We start from the raw sequence: 16,987 nt of genomic DNA, 5'->3' as shown, positions 1-16,987 counted from the left end.
CGTATTAGAAATACTTTCACTATTCCCCCTTCTTACCACCACTACTACTTGGATTTTGATCCTTATCTTTTCCATCCTTGGTATCAATTTTTGATCTAGCTTTATTACCCTTATCAAGAGCTTTATTCCTATCTTTTAATCTTTTACTAGCATCTTGCTTGATTGCCTCTCTTCCTTGTTTGTCTAAACCAACTTTTTTCAAAGCTCCTTGCTCCATTGCCGATGACATATTTTGCCCCATAGATGTAGCAGAAGGTCCAGCAGTACTAGTCAATTTTGCCACCATTTGCCCAGAAAATTCAACATAACCATACATTCCATAGGAAATGATGATTAAGGCAATATAATGTTGCATATTCAAGCCCATCATCCCAGAACGAGGATCCATCCCCCAAGGTGCAAACCAATTGATACAAAAAATCTCTAAATTAGAGAAAATCGCAGGAAGACCTGGAATAGCAGGAAATGGAATTTTTATAGGTAAAGCACATTTCCAACATACACTATAACCAGTTGTAAAATCCAAGTAAATTGTAAACAACTGAGTAAGTATAATAATTCCTGCCATTAAGATTACCGGTTCTATCATATATCTAAAAGTAAATCGCACCCAATTATCAAATAAATATCTAGTAAAATCAAATAGCATAAATGTAAGAAATAGTGGAGCTATGCCGATTAATAAAGCTGTTGCCATAAATGCCATAATATAAACTGCTACCGCCCGAAGAACGGTAATGATTACTATAATTACACTAATAAATAGTATAACAAAATAAATCAGTCCACTAAGGCCCATTGATAATAAAGATAGCACTTGACCAGCAAAAGTTTTACTAAATAATATTTTACTCATTAATGCATCTAAGAACATAAAAGGATTTGATATCTTATCCGTAGATGAAAACATACTATAACCACTCATATTAGAGATTATCCCATCTGAAAAATTAGTGATAAAATCAAATATATATTCATTAAAAAATCTAAAAGTACTCTCATTCATTAATCCACTAACTATGGCAATTTTTGCTATCCTAATTACCAAATCCTGTTGATTGATTTTAACCATACCTAGTAAAAACATTGCCCCATATAACATAACGTAAAGAATTAACACTGCTTTTATATAGTTAAAAAAGTTACTACAAGTAGTAGTTCCACCACCATAGCAAGTCATATTCTTAAAAATTGTTACCGCAGCATCCTTGATTTTTCCTTTTAACAACTCAAATAAAGGATTTAGAACATTAAAAGTAAAGCTACCCACCTTTTGTGATGTACGAAATTCTACTTTGTACCTACCATAACTTTCTTTATAATCCTCTTGTGCATTGTAAATTCTCATCCATAAATATCCAGTATCATTCGCCGTAATTTTTGCATTACCATCGGCATCTTTCACTTGAATATTAGTAGTGCTATAAATTGTACTAGTTTTATTAGGATTTTCACCATATGGCATTATTAAATACTGTACTCTACCTCGATTCTCTATAACATCATCAAAACTATTACCATTACTTCTTCGACATTTAGTTTGCTTAATATTTAACACATAACCACCAGTATTTTGGCTATAGTCAGAATATTTTGACCAAAAACGATATTGTAAATAGCTTTTTGCTGTAGCGGTTATAATATCGTTAAAAATAATTTGATATTTACTATTAACCACCTTACTATCATTTCCTGAATCATTCTCCTTGTCTTTATCATTTATTTTAGCAAATGCATAGCCTGTTCCTGGAGATTTAGATGGAGTCCCACTATTATCGATTCTGTATAATAGACCTGTTGGAGCAGCATACCAAAAATGTCTTTTTTTCTGATAATCTCCTTCTATATACTCTTTATCTTTAATACTATGATCAACATCTGGGCATGTAGAAGATGGAATATTTAAATTATGAGAACATTCCGGATGAAAATCCGTAAATAATTTTCCAACATTATTAGACCAAGGAGATGTAAAAAAATCATCATCTCGATAAGGTTCTGGTGCTTCCTTCATATCATTAACCCAAGCCCCGTTTTTAGGGCAGCTATAGGTTGCACAACAACCAAACGCTACAGTACAAAAATCACCAATTAGTTCCATACAACCCAAAAAACAAGCGGAAGGACAGTGTCTTGTACTGGGTCCATTATATAAACCATCAACCCATTTACAACCACTAACATACTCCCCATAATATATTGAATATCTACCACATAATGGACTGTATTTTCTCTTTCTTTCTGAGCAATCTGCTGTTTCTATAAAATTTTTAGATTCACCATCTTGCTTAACAAACTTAAAGATATTTTTTACACTAACATTAACCATATCTGGCAATTTTTTTTGATCCGGCAAAATTGATATTACAACCTCATCATTAACAAATAATTCAGCTATATTTCGCCATTCATCAGTTTTAGCATCAAAAATTAAAGATAACGGTTCCACATTAGTTTCTTCAACCCTAGGAATGGCAATTCTGTTACCATTACTATCCAAATCTGAAAGTTGTTGGATATTATTTGGGGGAATATAAGCCCTGCAGAGACTTATATTCCCTTTTATTGAAAACTGAATCTCCTGCCCATTTGTAACAGCTAGGTTAGTATTTAACCATTCTCCGTAATGCTTAGGATCATACTTAGTATTGAGCGAACCATCTGGGTTTGTTTCAGTAATAACAGTATAGTTTCCTGTTGCGTTAAGCATTACTGTATTAGTAATATAATCGGTATTACCACCCTGTGTGTCATCATATCTCATAAGACAACCATTAGTAATTTTTACTGATCCTATCATCGCAAGCACTACCATAACAAGGCTAACCAATAAAGCAATTAGACCTAGTAACATTATAAGTTTTGATAAATTTCCTTTCATATGATAATATCCAAGTTAACCATTACCCAGCACCACCAGGACTCATACCACCACCGCCACCACCTGCACCCATATCGCTACCACCTCCACCCATACCACCACTACTAGAATCTTTTGCTTCTTCCCCTCCTTTCCTTGGTTTTTCTTCAGGATTTTTTTCGGGTACTTTTCCGCTTGATTTTTCTGAAGCATCTGCAATAAAGTCTATCCCTTTTTTAACCATGTCAACTATCTTAGTAGGACTGGCTGTTACAGAATCCATGATCGGACCTCCAGTAAGCTCAGCTGCAAACTGACTAATTGATTTTGAGAAATAATAAAAAATAATTGAGAAAACTAGTACATATAGTAAATCTATCATCAATGAGAAAATATCCGTCACAATTGATTTAATTGGGAAAAAACTTAAAAGATGCTTTTCCCAACCTACTCCTGAATAATATTGTAATAATTTATACCCAGCACTATTTCTACAATCTTCAGGCTTATCTATTGGCAATCTAAGCTCAAAAGTACTAAACTGAACCTCATTATGTACATAGTCATGCCTCATAAACTGACAATTCTTGTATATTGCCGAATCGTACATAGTAAGCAGCAAGGCAATAAAACCAGCTATTACCGCAGGCTGCAATGCACAAGATATACAAATTTTTAGCCATGCGTCAAAATATGCTTTGGTTCTGGTAAATAAAGCCATAGGAATAAATATAGGAGAAATATAGGTCATGACATATATGGTAACTAAACATACTAGGTAATGGGTTAAAAAATATAAAATTATTGAGATAAATATTACAGAAAATATTAACCCAGATACTACTATTATGATATTACCAGCTAATAAAAAGCCAAATAATACAGTAAAAAATCTGAATGCCCCTACCTTACCCAAATCATCCGGAGCTTCACTACCAGGTTTTTTAAAATCTTCCTTATTCAAAGCAGTACCTTTAGTATCGCCCGACACAGTATTAGGAACTTTATTTAAAATAGCTTCATTTAAAATAGCTTCTGTATTATAGATTAACCCCATACCCAAATAATAAGCTATCCGACAATCAACAGCATCCCAAAGGGCATAAAAACTATAACCATTTTTATATTCCTTAGCATCAAATTCACATAACCCTCTAGAACCACCAGAATTAAAAACTATTTGGGCAAATTGTGGAGTAAGTTCAGTAAGTAACGGTAAACCATACTGCAACATCCCATTGTCAGTAGTTTCTTTACCACCCTTAAAATAAGCTGGTCCAATACCTGTAGCAAAATAAGTCACCATTATTAGTTTCATAACAAAAGTTGCTATTTTATCTAAATTACCATATTCCTTGCTTAGAATCATATTAACAGCAAAAAACATAATATATAATATTAACGCTGCCCTAATAGATACTTTCAAAGATTCTTGAAAGGTCGAGAATGGATTAAGGGCAATCAAACTAACTTTATCATTTTTTGGGTTACAGTTACTATAACGGAAAAAAACTTTATCCAGAGTTTCCTTCATGCAATCTACAGCTAACCCAGAAAAATTAAATAATGACTGACTTCTGGTAGTACCCATATAACAAGTTTTGCCTATATTCCGACATTGTTCATCTGGCGGCAATGGCGGAGCTGGTGTGGTAGTATTCTTACAAGCCAATGGCAATGGTCCTTTTGAAGTAGACATGACCAGGCACAATAAGCGTTTATCAACAATTTTTACTGTCAGAATAATATCCTTCAACAAACTGTTTCCACCTAAATCAGGATTATCATCACTTAACTCACCGAGAGTCTTAGAGTCATTTAGATTAAGAGTAATAACTGTACATTCTTTAGGACTTCCTTCTTTATTTTTTAGACAAAATTTAAATCTTGCATCACTTGGATCGCAAGCATCAGGAGCAAGAGGGTTGGTCATATCAATACTAAACATAATATGACCGTAAGCAGTACTTCTCTTTAAATAATCATTGGTTCCAAATGAGGCTGATGGACAAAGCTCTCCATAACCAGCAAAAACCTCAACTGCAAAAAATATTAAGCAAAATTGTATAAAAATTTGTATGGCTTTATGAATTTTCATCAGAGCCATCTTTTTTTACTTTTGCATTAGCACTATCAGCTGTAACTTGTCTAGCTGCTCTATTTTTAATAGATTTTGCTTTGAAATCTTTAAATGCCTGTTCCTCTAATTTAGCATTTCTATCTTTTATTTCACGATTTCTTATTTCTTGTTTAACGTAACCAGTATCTCCAGGTTTTAAGGTGTGATTCTCCATTTCTTTCGAAGTTTTAGGAACTAATCCATATGATTTTTTTTCTTTTGCTTTGTTTGGCGTTTTTCCTAATTCTTGTTTATTTGTAGCTACCTGTGATGATTTATTAATAGTATCGTCTGTTTCTACCATTTTAGTAGTTGGAGGTATAATAAGTTCACTATTATTCTCCAAACTAACTCTTGATTCCTTTGAAGATCCTGCTGTACTTGAAGACCCTCCTTCAGTTACACCATCTGTAGTAGCTTCTGTGATATGACGAATTGGTAGAGAAGCACCACTACTACCTAAAGACTTAATCGTTCCTCCTACTGTTCCAGCAGCTCCAGAGGAACCGCCAGTGCTTACGGTATCTCCTCCCGCTGCTCCAGTCGCTTCAGCAGAACCACCGGTGCTTACAGTATCTCCTGCTGATTCACCGCCAGTAGCTGCACTATCTCCGGTCAATCCATCACTTCCTCCTCCTTTTCCTCCCATCATATCCTTAGCTCCAGCACCCCCACCAGCTCCAGCTGCTTTATCTCCTGCCATGTTTCCAGCTGCTCCAATAGCAGCCATACCAGCTTTAAATATTGCTTGCGGATGAATGGCAACACTACTAAGTGCCACACCCTCGGTCATATCAGCTGCAAATTCTGCCAATTGAGCACTAAGATGATACATTAAATACAAAGTAAAGCAGGCAGTAATTAACGCTAACACAATATCTTTAATTTTTTCAAAAATTAATTTTGGTGATACAAAGAACATACCGGGTCCCATAACAATACCCTGCAGAAACTGAAATTTAGATAAATAACTATCTGTACTACCACTTCCTGGCTTTTCTTTAAGCATCTCATTTAGGTTATCTTTAGCAAAATCAACAACTGTTGCAAGTGGATTATTAAGCATATAACCTAGGCTATTCTTACAGCTTTTAACATCTTCTTCTTTATAATTACTCCAATCATTATTAACAAAAAATATTTTCACAGCTCTTTTTCCGTCGCCACCACTTTCTATACTATTGTTTATGGTTTTACTTGTATATTTACAGTGACCATAAAAACCAACATCGTAAACCGAAAACATTATAATCATAAAGGTCACCACCACCATAGGCTGTAACAAAAATGATATTAGCAATTTTACCCACGATTCAAAGTAACCTCGTGTATATTCAAATAAAAACATTGGTACGAAAAGAGGTGCTAAAACACCCAATATTACTATAGATATCATGCACATCACTGTAGCATTCACCATAAATGCTCCAACAGAAATCACTAATAAAGGATAAGAAAGTGCTAAAGATACAAGAGTCATGTTACCTGAAATAATAGCAGGAATCAGTAAATATACATAAGGTGGGGCTGAGAAACTAAAGAAGTCAAAACTCTTGAAATCATGATTTCTATATTGATTTTCTACCATCATCGTTGATAGTATATCTAATCCCAAATAATGACTTACTCGACAATCTAATGCATCCCATAATGGCAGATAAGAAAGACTTTTATCGCTATAATCTTCAGGGTTAAATTTACACAAATCTGATGGGGCAGAATTCATAACCCAACCACCAAGCGTATCTATTCCTCCTAATAACAAAGGAAAAGCCCATTGCACCATACCATCTAGTCGATTATAGTCAGAACCACTATTGGGAGTAATATTTATACCTACAGAGAAATAGGTTACAAATAACATTTTTAATATAAAATTAATTATTTCATTTTTAGGTGGAATTTCACTAGAAAGTATGATTTTAAAACCAAAGAAAATTACATATATAGTTAATAAAGCAGTGACAGTTCTGTGCATATTACGCTGGAATTGAAATAATACACTACTCTCCCTTTTACTAGAATTAACCACTTTATTAACATCATCAAATGTACAAACATCTTTACTAATCAGTAATCTTGCGGTCATTTCTTTAATACATTCGATTAATGGAGCATAGATAACTATAGCTGTCTTAGAATTATTATAAGCCCTTTGGTAACAACTAGAGGCTGATAAACCACAATCAACTATTGCCATTGGATCAGTAGCAGTTTTGTTAGAACCATTTTGAGAATTATCACTAAGATTCATAAAAGACGCATATATAGATTCAGGTTGGGGTTCTCTAATATACTTACAACCAACCGGCACCCAATCTGCCAATATAGTAGGAGCAGCTACACACATAGTATCCTTTTGCCTTACTACTTTAAAAACAACTGGCAAAAGCACGTCTAACATTACACCGGTATCACCATCTTTTTGATCCTTATAAATAACATGAAATTCGCCCTTATTATCTTTCCAAGCATCCATAATATCATGCCATGGATCAGAACCGGTTAATACGGCTTTAGCAATAGCAATGGCAGAATTACCTATTGCCTTTACCCTAGAAGTTTGTAGCTTAATATTATTGCAGAATGCAAAGGTTAATTTGGGATCGTTTGGATCAATTTTATTATTTCTTGCACACTGCCCCCCAGGGTAATCTCCATCAAATAATTCATGATCATTTATTTTAAGACGCAGCATCGTATTAGCATAAACCCCTGGCGAGATTATATTCGCAGTAGCAAAGGAAAAAAACGACCCTGGTATACAAGTGTGAGAAAATTCTGTACGTAATAAGTCACCCACACCCCCAGTTTCACAGGTCAAACTTGAAAGAGTACCAATTATAGTACCTAAAGCATCTTTTTCTTCTGCATAACTATTATGGATAATAGTAAAATTTAATGTACTACATAAAATTAATATCCTAACAAATGTTTTAGCACCATAAAATAGACTTCCTGCATAAGTCAATCTAGTTGGTGATTTTCTATGTTTGTAATGCATAAATTAACTAAAGTGACTTTACTTCCTCATAAAATATAGGCAACCATTTTTCAGGATCATCACCATATTGCCCTCTAATCCGATCCAACAATAACACCGTTTCAACCCGACCAGAAAGAACATTAATAATATCATTCATACCATCTAGGTTTATTTTAGCAACAACCGCATCTACTCCCTGTTTTATTAAAAAATAACGTGATGTTGGATCTGTAGTTTTTATTAAAATATATTCACGTTGACTAAGCATAAAGGCACTACGATAAATATCAGTTGCCTTAAGATTGGGTAAAAATATTTGGGTTGCGGTTTGTTGAATCAGAGTATCGCTGATTCTGCTTTTAGCTGCATCTTCAACGCTTTGGGTAGCAAAAATTACAAAAGTATTTAACTTACGCAAAACTTTTAGCCAGTCCTTAATTTTCGGAGCAAATACCGGATTATCAATCAAAGCCCATGCCTCATCAAGAACTATCATAGTTCTTTGACCATCTAAAGAAATACTAATTCTATGGAAGATGTATAATAATACAGGAGCAAGACTAACTGGATCTTTTAACAACTCTGTCATATCAAAACCAAATACTCGAGCTTTCTGTAAATCAATATTATCTGTCTCATTATCAAATATTCTGGCATGCGAACCTCTCCCAACCCACATAGCAATTCTACCTGCCAAACTATTAGGACCATCAATGCCTAAAAATGCTACAACATTTTTTAACCTTCTATCTTTCTTTTCCAGCTTAAAATTACCGATTACTGCTTGTGATAAAGTCTTATTATCTTCTGATGATAGCGACTCTCCATTAGAAGTAACCAGTACTTTAAGCCACTCTAATATAAATGTTCTATTCTCTCCAGTATCATCAAGTTGCAAAGGATTAAAGTTACATTCTCCCCCCGGATCAATGGTGGTATAAACCCCGTTAAGTGATCTAATAAATATTTCAGCACCGTGATCTTTATCAAAAAAGAACATTCTAGGTTTAAATTTTTGTGCTTGGGCACATAAAAAATTCATTAGCACTGTTTTACCAGCTCCAGTTGGACCAATAATCAAACTATGCCCAACATCCCGAACATGAAAACTGAAATAAAAAGGAGTACCTGAAGTAGTATCGAGTACAGTTACATATTCTCCCCAGTGATTATTAAAAACCTTACCTAATGGATAATTATGCATAGATGCAAAACTAGCCATGTTTAAAGTATTGATAGTCGACCCCCTTACTATATAATCCATATTTCCAGGAAGCTGTCCCCAATAACTTGGCTCCATATTAATTTTTTCCCTAACAGGTTGAATTCCAGAGTTGGAGAGTTCAACAGAAGCCATAGATAAGGTATCTTCAAGGGATTTTAAATTACTATCAGAGCATAGAAGTGAAAAATGGTGTTCTCCAAAACCAATATCACCACTGGTAGCCATATCAAGTGCTCGAGAGATTTCGGCAACTTGTGATACCGCCTTATCATCTGCTTGAATCATCCTATTTTGTTGTAGTTGCATTTTATTAATCGCCACTGTTCTATTAGCAAAAATAAAACTCTGAGTCATAACAAATTCAAAAGGCATTTGTAAAAAGCCATCAAATATCCCAGCTGATGTAGATGGTCCATATTCTAAAATACTTAGTATCCCAGCATATCTTCTACCCGCTGGACCACGTGCTTCTATGGATCTAGAACCAAAAAATAATCTATGGGTTGGAAGATATTGGTCTATTGAATTTCTGGGAACGACCATTTGCATTGAAGAGCCACAATTCACCAGAGTACCGAGAAACTCCATAATATCACAGCAATAACCACTACTAGATTTGCGTACACCAAGTAGTCTGGCACCGTAACTATGGAATGTATTAACTACTCTTGAGGACATCTCTCGCAAACTTTCCTGCATCTCTCGCATGTCATTTTCCCAGGTAGATTTATTAGACTTTTGCATTAGCTTCTTAATGAAGTATTCGATTACAGCCGCTCCAGCTTTATCTGGTCTATAAAGGATACTAACATACAACTCATTAAAAAACGACCTAGAACCCTCATGTTTCTTACGCCATTCATTTGATAAATAAGTTGTGAAATCATTAGGTACTTTTATGGTAGGGTCATAGGTATATTCAATCTCATCAAAAATTACTGGTCTACGCCTTCTGATCGTATGGAAATACATCACAATATTGCCTGATGACATATTTTTAAGCAACGAATTCCTGATATTTTTTTTAATATCTAAATCTTCATCATCAGCTGTTTCAAAGGAAAATCCCCCTATCTTTACTACTTGTAATAATTCATTATTTTTGGTTAGGATAGTATTACTATCCCAATGGCACTTATAAGGAATAAAATGAGAAGTAGGTTTTTCTTTCCTAGCTCTCGACTCTTTGGCTGTTTTTGTTACAGATAATTTTATCATTTTGTCATTTTATAACTGTTCTTTTAAATACCGTATGAGTTCGCTCCATAGAATGATTTATTAGGACACTGGCTACATTTAGAAGATTTATTTAACAACAATTCTATAAATCTTGGTTCTTTAAAACATATTACATACCCTATCATATGAATTACAAAAGCAACAAGCAAATTCATAATACTATTACTTTGAATAAATAACGACATAGATATGATCATATTAAGTGCTGCAAACTTTATACTTACCCCAAAGATCATTGCCGGTCTTGTTAAACCAACAAATAACGGATCTGATACTAAACTACCTGACATAAATTAATCCCTTTTAACTCCAATTCGGTTATATCTATAAATATAGCAGATTTTTATGCTCCACTAATAGATGTTTTCATTATTTTTGTAATATTACTTATTTTTTTGCCCACATATTTTTATATAATTGGCAACTCACGTTCTTTACTTGTAAACATGCTTAATAATATAGAATCAGGGAAAGCTGCATCGAGAAAATGCACGTAATCGGTATTGTTTTGAATGGCACTTAAAGCTGCTCCAATTAAATCAATTTTTTTAGGCTCAACAGCTTCATTCAGCATTTCTTTCAATACATCAACATCCTGTACACGCATATATTTCCCCCCGGTAAATTCTACCCCATCACATAATAATACTAAATGATCTGCATCTAATGAGGAAGCAATTGTCGAGGCAGTCAGATTTACATCCAGCAGATGTGTATTACCTTTTTCATCACTAGCTACTGGTGCTATAACCGGAATAATATTACTATCTTCAAAATTTATTAAAATCTCAGGATTTACTATAATTGGTTCACTAATAAACCCAATATCTATTACATCTTTATTAGGGTCTCTTCTATGCAATAATTTTGATTTCTTAGCTTGTATAAGATTAGCATCTTTGCAAGAAATACCAATAGCATAACAACCTAAACTACAGAGCTTGGAAACTATACGCTTATTAACATACCCGGACAAAACCATTTCTATAATTTGTGAGCTTTTATAATCCGCTACCTTAATATTATCGATAAATTTTTGATCACAGCCAAATAATTTCAGCGTATTATCCACCAAATTAGTATGATCATGCACTATAAAGATTTTAATGTCACAACTATCAAGCAACTGTATTACTTCTGCAAAACTCGTCAATAATTTGTCATCATCAATAATTAATGACGGTAGCTTAAATACCATAACTTGATCTCTAACTTCACTACTACGTCTTATTATATCTTTAATTAAAGCAGTATCTTTGATATCTGCAAAGCCTTTACCTTCCTTATCTTTATAATTTAATGCATTTTGCCAAACTAAACTGCAATTCTTTTGCACCTTCTTTACTCCTACTACTTGTATAAATTACATTACAGGAGTAGCCCAAAGTTGCAAGAAAATTCTGTGCTGTTGCCGTTAGGTTTTCTCTATCTGTTACCTTATCTGACTTGGTAAAAACAATTTGGAAATCTTTATTGCAAGAAAGTAACAATTTAGCAATTTCCATATCATTTTGCTTTACTCCTCTTCTAGCATCAATCAACAAATTTACTAATTTGAGATTTACACTCATTCTGAGATAGTATGTTATTAATACTTCCCACTGTTGTTTGATATATATTGGCACTTCAGCAAAGCCATATCCAGGAAGATCAACTAAAATAAGTCTATCGATAAGGGAGAAAAAATTTATTTGCCTAGTGCGACCAGGAGTATTAGAAACCTTAGCAATACTTGAATTATTACAGATACTATTAATCAAACTTGACTTACCAACATTTGATTTACCAACAAAGGCAATCTCTGGTACAGATGTATTAGGGAACTGATTTATTTTTGCCACACCAGCTATAAATTTTACCTCTTGCCGAAATAGTTTTGTAACCTTATCAACCGACATTCTTATCTAGCTTATTAATGTAATATTGCTGAGCTATTGATAAAATATTACTCCAAGACCAATAAATCACTACTCCCACTGGAAAACTACTAAACATTACTAAAAAAACTAGCGGCATAAATTTCATTACTTGAGCTTGAATTGGATCGGCTGACTGTTGTGGAGTCATCCTTTGCAATAAGAACATAGTAAGAGCCATGAGAATAGGCCATGCACCAATCATTAGGAAGCTTGGGCAAGCAAATGGCAATAGTCCGAACAAATTAAAAATTGATGTTGGATCAGGAGCAGATAAATCTTTTATCCAACCAAAAAATGGTGCCTGACGCATCTCGATAGTTACATATAACACTTTATAAATTGAGAACAATACTGGGCTTTGTACAATAATCGGCAGACAACCAGCAAGGGGATTAACCTTTTCTCTTTTATACAACGCCATAACTTCTTGGTTAAGTCTCATTTTATCATCAGCATATAACGCCCTAATTCTCTCTGCTTCAGGTTGAAGATTCTTCATTTTTTTCATAGAACGATATTGTTTATTAGCAAAAGTAAACATTAGCAGTTTTATAATAACAGTTACGATCAAGATACTAACACCGAAGTTACCAACGTAATGATAGAAAAAGTTCATAACATTAAAGAGTGGTTTAGTGATTATATAAAACCAACCAAAATCAATTGCCCGGTCAAATAATTTAATATTATATTGCTTTTCGTATTTGTCTAATAAGTCAACTTTCTTTGCTCCGGCAAATAATCTTTGCGATATAGTGAGTTTTTGTCCTACTTCTATAGTCTGAGTTGAAGAAATGAAGTCGACCTGGTATTTTTCAACACCGTTTTTCATTGCATAATTGAAGTTGGAATTATATATACTAGCTTTATCTGGAATTAAGGAAGATAACCAATATTTATCGGTTATACCAACCCAATCAACAACAGTTTGTGGAAATTTCTCAGTTTTCTTATCTTTTAAATCGTCAAAAGAATGTTCTTTAAGCCTACCATCAATAACACCGATTGGTCCTTGATGTAGTATATTAACTGATTTTTCTTTACCAATATATTTACGGTTAATTAGTCCATAATATTGCACTGAAATTGGTTCTTTGCTATCATTCACCGTAGTTTGATCTATGGTAAATAAATAATTACTATCCATACTTATCGTAACCAAGAATTTAACCCCATCTTTGTTGATCCATGACAAATTCACAGGGTTTGTAGGCGTTAACTGATCATTATCAGCCTGCCAAATAGTTTCACTATCAGGAAGAATAATACTATTATCCTTGTTAAACCAGCCTATTTCAGCAAAATAAGCTTCTTCTGACTGAGAATGGGCAAATAACACAACAGGTTTACTGTCTGGTGATAAATCTTGCTTATATTTCAACAAAATTAAATCATCAAACCGGAGTCCTTTTAAAGCAATCGAGCCAGAAAGTAGTTCTGAGTCTATCCGAATTCTCTTAGTAGAAATAGGTGATTCAGCTTCTTTAGGGGTTGCTACTTGATTATTCTTTTTCTTTAACTCTTGAACTTGCTTGTTATATATTTTATTTTGCTGTTCTAATTTTTGTAATCTTGGTTTATCATAAAAATATTGCCATCCAAAAATAATCCCAAGGGACAAGACAATTGCAGCTACCAAGTTAACTATGTTATGATTCATTACCGGTCTAAAAAATAATTTATATTATATAAAATAAAATGGGAAACCCTAAATTTAGGGTATTCATTATACTACTCCTATGAGTTCTATAAGATTTAAGTAAATTAATCAAGAAATTTGATTTATTGATTTAATATACCAGCATCTCTTGTATTATTATTCACCATTAATTATATATTAAAGTACTTAGTGGAAGAAAATATTATGATATATTTATAGTATAGCTCATAACAAACTAACGTCATTGCGAGAAGACCGCAGGTCGACGAAGTAATCCAAAAAAGTAATTAGAAAGGATTACCACGCTCACATATGTTCGCTCGCAATGACGGAGTAATACTAATCGGGTTGGCTATAATAAACTTTGAGTTAATTTAAAATTTATGAGGTTATGGCAATGAACATAGATAAATTTACTACCCAGGCAAAATCTGTATTATCTAATGCCCAAAGCATAGCAGCAAAAAATGATCATCAGCAAATATTGCCATTACACATATTGGCGAGTTTATTAAACGATGATAGTGGAGTTATTGATAATCTTATTAATACTTTAGGTACTAGCTTCGATGATTTGAATAGAGCTATAACCGTAGAATTAAACAAAATCCCAAAAGTACAAATAGAGGGAGGAGGACAACTTTATCTATCATCAGAAGCACTAAAATTACTTGATAAAGCATTAGAGCTTGCAAAGAATAATGCCGATAGTTTTATAACTATTGAGAGAATTTTTGAGGCATTATCATATGATAAAACCTCTGCTGGTAAGATTTTATCAGAGAATGCAATAACTAATAAAAAAATAAACTCAGCAATTTTACAGTTAAGAAAAGGTAAGACAGCAGATAATAACTCTTCTGAAAGTAGTTATGACGCCCTAAAAAAATATGGTAGAGATGTAACCGAGCTAGCAGAACTTGGTAAACTTGATCCAATCATCGGTAGAGATGAGGAAATTAGAAGAACCGTGCAAGTTTTGTCGAGAAGAATGAAAAATAACCCTGTGCTAATAGGAGAGCCAGGAGTTGGTAAAACGGCGATAATAGAAGGGTTAGCCCAAAGAATATTTAGCCAAGATATTCCAGAAACTCTAGCAAATTGTCGAATCATTGAACTTGATATGGGGGCTTTAATTGCTGGGGCTAAATATCGTGGTGAATTCGAAGAACGACTAAAAGCTGTATTAAATGAGATTAAGCACTCTAGTGGGGAGATTATTTTATTTATTGATGAGCTACATCTTTTAGTAGGAACTGGTAAGACAGACGGAGCCATGGATGCATCAAATTTACTAAAGCCAATGCTTGCTAGAGGAGAACTCCATTGTATCGGTGCTACGACTTTAGATGAATATCGCAAATATATCGAGAAAGATACCGCTCTTGCCAGAAGATTTCAAGCAGTTTACGTTAATGAACCAACAGTAGAAGATACTATTTCGATTCTGCGTGGTATTAAGGACAAATACGAATTACATCATGGCGTAAAAATTGTTGATAGTGCTATAGTTGCCGCTAGCACTCTATCTAACAGATATATTACCGATCGTTATTTACCAGATAAAGCTATTGATTTAATCGATGAAGCATGTAGTCGGCTAAAAATAGAATTATCTAGCAAACCGGAAGAATTAGATGAGCTTGATCGTCGTATCATTCAAATAAAAATTGAGCTAGCAGCTCTAAAAAAAGAAGATGATGAATATTCAAAAAAGAAAATTATCCAATTAACAGACGAATTAACTAAACTTGAATCTCGTTCTTACGATATGAATGCTAGCTGGCAAGCTGAAAAATCCCAAATACATATTGAACAGAAATTAAAAGAAGAGCTAGAAAAAGCTCGTTTAGAACTTGAAAGAGCAGAAAGAAGTAGTGATCTTGCCCGAGCTAGTGAGTTGAAATATGGTATTATTCCTGATTTGACTAAGAAACTACAACAAGCAGTAGAAGGGGGAAATAACAAATTATCAAAAGAAGTTGTATCAGAAAACGATATAGCTATAATTATTTCCAAAATTACTGGTATACCGATTGACACAATGCTATCAAGCGAACGTGAAAAGTTATTAGCGATGGAAGATAAACTACGTCAATCGGTAATCGGTCAAGATGAAGCTATAAAAGGAGTCAGCGATGCTGTGCGTCGTTCTCGTGCTGGAATACAGGATCATAATAGACCACTTGGATCGTTTTTATTCTTAGGTCCAACTGGTGTTGGTAAAACGGAACTAACCAAAGCTTTGGCACTTTTTTTATTTGACGATCGTAATGCCATCCTCAGAATTGATATGTCTGAATATATGGAAAAACACTCTATATCACGTTTGATTGGGGCTCCTCCAGGCTATGTTGGTTATGAGCAGGGAGGAGTTTTAACAGAAGCGGTACGTAGGAGACCTTATCAAGTTATTTTATTTGATGAGGTAGAAAAAGCCCATACGGATATTTTCAATATCATGTTACAAATTTTGGATGAAGGGCGTCTAACTGATAGTCAAGGAATAACTGTTGATTTTAAAAATACCATCATTGTTCTTACTTCCAACCTTGGGGCTGAAATACTTATTAATCAACAGCAAGATGATGACCAAGATGCAATTAAAGAACAAGTAATGCAACATGTACGAGCAACATTTAAACCTGAATTCTTAAATAGGCTAGATGAGATTATTCTATTCCATAAACTAACTCGTGCTGACATACATGATATTGTCAAAATACAACTAGATAATTTGAAAGAAATTCTTTCACAACAAAATATTACATTGCAATTTGATCAATCGGCAATAAATTACCTGGCTGATAAAGGTTATGATTCAATGTTTGGTGCTAGACCATTGAAAAGAGTTATTCAACGAGAATTACAGAATAATTTCGCCAAAATGATTCTTTCTAGTAGAATCGGTAGCGGTGATATTGTAAATATAAAAGCAATAAATAATGAATTAGCTATTGATAAAATGATAACTTAACA

The 16,987-nt window shown here is 33.7% G+C and carries 9 protein-coding genes; 1 reads left to right on the top strand and 8 read right to left on the bottom strand.

What is annotated here, in order from left to right:
* Positions 1 to 19 precede the first annotated feature (19 nt).
* From ACFELW_RS05595 to yidC, 8 genes are all read right to left on the bottom strand, one after another.
* Positions 20 to 2,881 (bottom strand): type IV secretion system protein, encoded by a 2,862-nt coding sequence (locus ACFELW_RS05595; RefSeq protein WP_375329894.1) that lies wholly within the window; start codon positions 2,879 to 2,881, stop codon positions 20 to 22.
* A 22-nt stretch (positions 2,882 to 2,903) separates the two neighbouring features.
* On the bottom strand, positions 2,904 to 4,958 hold the full coding sequence (locus ACFELW_RS05590) for a type IV secretion system protein (protein WP_375329893.1): 2,055 nt from the start codon (positions 4,956 to 4,958) through the stop codon (positions 2,904 to 2,906).
* Entirely contained in the window at positions 4,945 to 7,983 is a 3,039-nt protein-coding gene (locus ACFELW_RS05585; RefSeq protein ID WP_375329892.1) for a type IV secretion system protein, read from the bottom strand. The genes ACFELW_RS05590 and ACFELW_RS05585 overlap by 14 nt, the downstream gene beginning before the upstream one ends.
* 7 nt (positions 7,984 to 7,990) lie before the next feature.
* Positions 7,991 to 10,405, bottom strand: coding sequence for a VirB4 family type IV secretion/conjugal transfer ATPase (locus ACFELW_RS05580; RefSeq protein ID WP_375330525.1), 2,415 nt, complete (start codon positions 10,403 to 10,405; stop codon positions 7,991 to 7,993).
* A gap of 26 nt (positions 10,406 to 10,431) precedes the next feature.
* Positions 10,432 to 10,719 (bottom strand): VirB3 family type IV secretion system protein, encoded by a 288-nt coding sequence (locus tag ACFELW_RS05575; protein WP_375329891.1) that lies wholly within the window; start codon positions 10,717 to 10,719, stop codon positions 10,432 to 10,434.
* A gap of 119 nt (positions 10,720 to 10,838) precedes the next feature.
* Positions 10,839 to 11,765 carry an acetylglutamate kinase gene (locus ACFELW_RS05570; protein WP_341759312.1) on the bottom strand — a complete coding sequence of 309 codons (927 nt, stop codon included), beginning with the start codon at positions 11,763 to 11,765 and terminating at the stop codon, positions 10,839 to 10,841.
* Entirely contained in the window at positions 11,719 to 12,327 is a 609-nt protein-coding gene (yihA, locus tag ACFELW_RS05565) for a ribosome biogenesis GTP-binding protein YihA/YsxC (protein WP_341748854.1), read from the bottom strand. The genes ACFELW_RS05570 and yihA overlap by 47 nt, the downstream gene beginning before the upstream one ends.
* A complete protein-coding gene (yidC, locus tag ACFELW_RS05560; protein ID WP_375329890.1) occupies positions 12,317 to 14,008 on the bottom strand; it encodes a membrane protein insertase YidC in 1,692 nt (563 codons plus the stop codon). The genes yihA and yidC overlap by 11 nt, the downstream gene beginning before the upstream one ends.
* A gap of 397 nt (positions 14,009 to 14,405) precedes the next feature.
* Here yidC and clpB point away from each other — a divergent pair, with 397 nt between their 5' ends.
* Positions 14,406 to 16,985, top strand: a complete 2,580-nt coding sequence (clpB, locus tag ACFELW_RS05555; protein ID WP_375329889.1) for an ATP-dependent chaperone ClpB — start codon at positions 14,406 to 14,408, stop codon at positions 16,983 to 16,985.
* The last annotated feature ends 2 nt before the right edge of the window (positions 16,986 to 16,987 follow it).

It is taken from the genome of Candidatus Tisiphia endosymbiont of Nemotelus uliginosus (assembly GCF_964264755.1).
Lineage (GTDB): Bacteria > Pseudomonadota > Alphaproteobacteria > Rickettsiales > Rickettsiaceae > Tisiphia.
Note: the sequence above shows the minus strand (reverse complement) of the source record. Positions and strands in the feature narration are given on the sequence as shown.